Origin of the sequence: Aquiflexum sp., from assembly GCF_041749095.1 — a bacterium.
GTDB lineage: Bacteria > Bacteroidota > Bacteroidia > Cytophagales > Cyclobacteriaceae > Aquiflexum.
On sequence record NZ_JBGTCA010000048.1, the window covers coordinates 1 to 4,664 of the forward strand.

At 41.1% G+C, this 4,664-nt stretch carries 3 protein-coding genes; all 3 read right to left on the minus strand.

Going from position 1 to position 4,664, the window contains the following annotated elements; all coding sequences use genetic code 11:
* Positions 1-176: 176 nt before the first annotated feature.
* Positions 177-2,153, minus strand: a complete 1,977-nt coding sequence (locus ACEW8O_RS03320) for an ATP-binding protein (RefSeq protein ID WP_373493203.1) — start codon at positions 2,151-2,153, stop codon at positions 177-179.
* A gap of 76 nt (positions 2,154-2,229) precedes the next feature.
* Positions 2,230-4,410, minus strand: a complete 2,181-nt coding sequence (locus ACEW8O_RS03325; RefSeq protein WP_373493204.1) for an ATP-binding protein — start codon at positions 4,408-4,410, stop codon at positions 2,230-2,232.
* Positions 4,407-4,664, minus strand: a 258-nt coding sequence (locus ACEW8O_RS03330; protein ID WP_373493205.1) for a sensor histidine kinase, incomplete at its 5' end; no start/stop codon positions are given. The genes ACEW8O_RS03330 and ACEW8O_RS03325, both read right to left, overlap by 4 nt.

A 4,664-nucleotide genomic window follows, 5' to 3' on the forward strand; every position in this document is an offset into this window, starting at 1 on the left:
AGTTCCTCTTTACCTTTGATCGGATATTTAGACCCACCCGGTGCAAGTGGTGCCCTGAAAACAATGTTATCACTGAACGGAATGGCTTTGAAATCCCTGTTCCTTAGTGCCTGGAAATAAGTTTCTGAAACTTTTTCCAAGAGTTTTTTACGATCGGTTGACATAGTGTTTTAAATTTAATGTTTGATTGGTAACGTAATAATGAATTCACTTCCTTGACCTTCATGGGTTTTGACCGTCAATTCCCCCCCATGAGATTTCACGATATCGTAGGCTAATGACAATCCGAGTCCAGTCCCCTGTCCTGTAGGCTTGGTAGTGAAAAATGGCTGAAAGATTTTGTCTTTGATGGCATCGGGGATACCAGGGCCGTTGTCTGATATCGATATCTCAATTTTGTCTCCGAGGTTTTTGGTGGAGACGGTTACCTTTGGGGTTAGACCTGCCAGGTTTTGAAAACCTGGCAGGTCTTTCTGGGCACAGGCCTGAAAGGCATTATTAATGATATTCAACAGCACCCTTCCGATATCCTGTGGCACCACATTGACTTTGGGGAGGTTTGCATCAAATTCAGTTTTGAAGTCTGCATTGAATGATTTGTCCTTCGCTCTCATACCATGGAAACTCAATCTCAAATATTCATCCGCCAAAGCATTGATATCTGTCGGCACCTTTTCTCCTGAACCTGCCCGGCTATGCTCCAGCATCCCTTTCACAATCGCATCCGCACGCTTGCCGTGGTGGTTTATCTTTTCTAAGTTCTGTTTGATATCCCCGAGGATTTCACTGACCAAAGTCTCGTCTCTCGCTTCTTGGCTCTTGGCTCTTACTTCTTCAATCTCACCAACCAACTCCGCACTCACCTCACTAAAATTATTCACAAAATTCAGCGGATTCTGAATCTCATGGGCAATGCCCGCTGTGAGTTCACCTAGAGATGCCATTTTCTCGGACTGGATAAGCTGGGCTTGGGTGGATTTGAGTTTATCGTAGGCTTCTTGCAGTTTAGTATTCGCTTTTTTTCTATTCTTGTTGTTCCAGATAAGAAATATTGCGAGCATCAGGAAAATAAAAAGTATTGATCCCATTAATATCAGCCAACTCCTAAAGGTGGCATTTTCCTTTTCCCTGAGTAAATGTTCCTCGCCCACTTTTTGTTTGATGACCAATTGGTGCAATTGGTTCAATTTGTCCACACCGAAGAGATTTTCCATCTGTTGGATGGTTATTTCCTGAAAATGATAAGCACTGTCAAATTGACCTTTGTCAGAATAAATCTTACTTAGCAATTCGCTGGCTTCCAAAATGGCGGGAAACCTATTGGTGATGACAGCACTTTCATAACCCAATTTGGCATAGTGTTGAGCGGAATCTATTTTCCCCATTCCTATATAAGTCTCGGCCATACCGGTATATCTGAATGCCACGTCCCACATAAAAGCATATCCCATTGCTGAAGCTTGATTAAAAGACTTCCGGTAATACTCCAATGCTTCATTGTAATTTCCCTTTAAATATTCAATTTTTCCAATCCTCCGCAATACCAAGGTAATTACCGGGGTTGTATCTTTTTTCATTTCCGGATCCTCCAAAGTCATCAATTGGTATTTCAGCGCTGAATCCAGTTGGTGGTTTATTTGGTGTGCATAGCCCATGTTTGTCCAGAGAAACCCTCTGTGTGCTAAAATAGGCTTTTGACCAGCATCATAAATTCCCTTTAGTAATTGGTCTGCCTGCCTGAGATACTCAAAACCCCGTTCTAAGTCCGAGATTTCAACATACGCAGATCCAATATATATCAGAGTGGCCGCTTCCCCATCAATATTTGACAATTCCCTATATATTTCCAAAGCCTTCATTTGATTGGAAAATGAATGAGGGATGTCTCCCAAAACCCTGTAAACTTCACCAAGTGAGTTAAGGGCTTTGGCGATCCCCAATTGATATCCTATTTCTTCTGATTTTTGGAGACTTTTATTCATATAATAGATACAGCTATCAGTTTGATAGAAAAAGTAGCTTCTCCCTAACTTATAATACTGATCTGCCATAGCTTGGGGATCCACCCCTTTTTGGGCAAATGATGGGAACAAAAAAGTGAGAGAAAATAATCCCAGAGTGATAAGAAAGACACATTTTCGAATCTGCTTCATTTCTGAAAAGGGAAAAAGATCATAGAAAGAATGCTTGGGACTTTGCGTCTTTCATAAAGGTTTGAATATGAATGTATTAAATATAGGGAAGAATAATCAAAAATTCTGTCCCCTCAACTTCTTTTGATTTGACTTTTAATTCTCCATTATGTGCTTTCACAATGTCATAACTCAAACTCAATCCTAATCCCGTACCCTGCCCCGTAGGCTTGGTAGTGAAGAAAGGCTGGAAGATTTTGTCTTTGATGGAGGTGGGGATGCCGGGTCCGTTGTCTGATATCGATATCTCAATTTTGTCTCCGAGGTTTTTGGTGGAGACGGTTACCTTTGGGGTTAGACCTGCCAGGTTTTCAAAACCTGGCAGGTCTTTCTGGGCACAGGCCTGAAAGGCATTATTAATAATATTCAGCAACACCCTTCCGATATCCTGAGGCACCACATGGACTTTTGGAAGATTGGGATCAAAATTGGTTTTGAAGTCTGCATTGAATGATTTGTCCTTCGCTCTCATACCATGGAAACTCAACCTCAAATATTCATCAGCCAAGGCATTGATATCTGTAGGTACTTTCTCCCCGGTATTTATCCGGCTATGTTCCAACATCCCCTTTACAATCGCATCCGCCCGCTTGCCGTGGTGGTTTATTTTCTCCAGGTTCTGCTTGATATCCTCTGCGATCTCCACTGCCAACTGACCATTGCCAACTGCCAACTCCTCTTTCATCTCCTCAACCAACTCTGCACTTACTTCACTAAAATTATTCACAAAATTCAGGGGATTCTGTATCTCATGGGCGATGCCTGCTGTGAGTTCACCGAGAGAGGCCATCTTTTCGGATTGGATGAGTTGGGCTTGGGTGGATTTGAGGTTTTCGAGGGAAGCCTGAAGGTCATGGGTACGGTCAGAAACTTGCTTTTCGAGATTTTCATTTATTGAGGCAAGGATTTCCCGTTTTTCTTGTTCCTGTTCGATCGTCAATTTAGAAAGCTCCTCTATCTGACTCATTTTTTCCCGCAATGCATGGTTGGTAAAAGCAAAATCAAGACCGATATATATGGTAGTGGTTACAGGAATACTAAGAGCTGCAATGACATACAGAAAGTCTGCAAGTATATGAAAATCACCAATCGGTATAGACCAATAGCCTAGGTTAAAGTAAACCCCGACTACAAATGCTCCCTGGAAAATCAGAAAACTAACAGCTCCTGCTGCTAAAACCCAAGCTCCTTTGATATTTAATTTTAACGCCTTTAATGCCGTCCGCACCAATTCCAAATTTACCAAATTTGAAACCACAAAAGCACTATATACCCAACTGAATAAAAATAACCCTACAATAGAAGCAAGAACTAAAGTCCAATATATCCAGCCCCTCCTTTGATTTAATAAAATGTAAAGGGCTGTCATGAGGAACAGCCCCGAAATTTGCCATAATGAAAAGTACAATAATATACTGGAGTACGAACGCCCAATTTCTGATGGTAAATTAAACTGAAGTATATCTGCAGGTATAACAAAAATCGCATAGAGAAAAAAGAACAAATATGCCTTCTGATTAGGGTTATAAATAAAAAATGCCAAATGGAGAATTGCTAGGATAAAAAATACCCCCACCCTGAAGGTATTGTTAATGGGTATATACCTTTCATTTTTTCGAACCTGTTCGAAGGCAGCATTCACTGTATTTAACCTTATCCTTATTAGAGGGCTGGAATTCCCCCCTAAATCATGGTTGTTTTTTGGTTGTACAGCAAAACGGATTGCCACCACCAACTTTTCTTCTATACTATTTTCAATTGGTACTGCAAAGGGCTTTCCCCAATTTAGAAAATTGATTCCCGGATTAACTGCAATTATTTCATCTGGATTTTCACTAATGGTTCCAAATCGGTATAATAACCGGCCATTGATATATATTTCTGAAGCTACATTTTGGAATATAGATAAAGCAAAGGTTTCCTTTATTAAGTCTCCGTGTGTAGAAACCCCTAAACGAATCCAGCAAATGCCAGATCGGGTAGCAGGAGGAAGATCTAATACGTTTGAGGTAGGATCAATAGGCTCCCATCCACTGTCATCATATTCCGGGTCGGCAAAAACCGGATCATCACCACTATGAAATTTCCATCCTTTATTTAGAATTATGCCCTCTGTAGGAAGACTATCCAAATAAATTCCGGTGTTGCCTTGGTCTCGGGAAAAACAGTTGATGGTCTGCAACAATAATAAAAAGAAAATAAAGAAAAACAATTTCATAGCATCGGGTTTAAGGGTTTTATCGGTAGGTTTATGATAAATTCGGTACCTGGCCCTGTTAGGGAATTGATCTTGATGCTTCCCCCATGTGCCTTCACAATATCATAACTCAAACTCAATCCCAACCCCGTTCCCTGCCCCGTTGGCTTGGTAGTAAAGAAAGGCTGGAAGATTTTGTCCTTGATGGCGTCGGGGATGCCGGGGCCGTTGTCTTTTATTGAAATCTCGATTGCGCTTCCGAGGTTTTTGGTGGA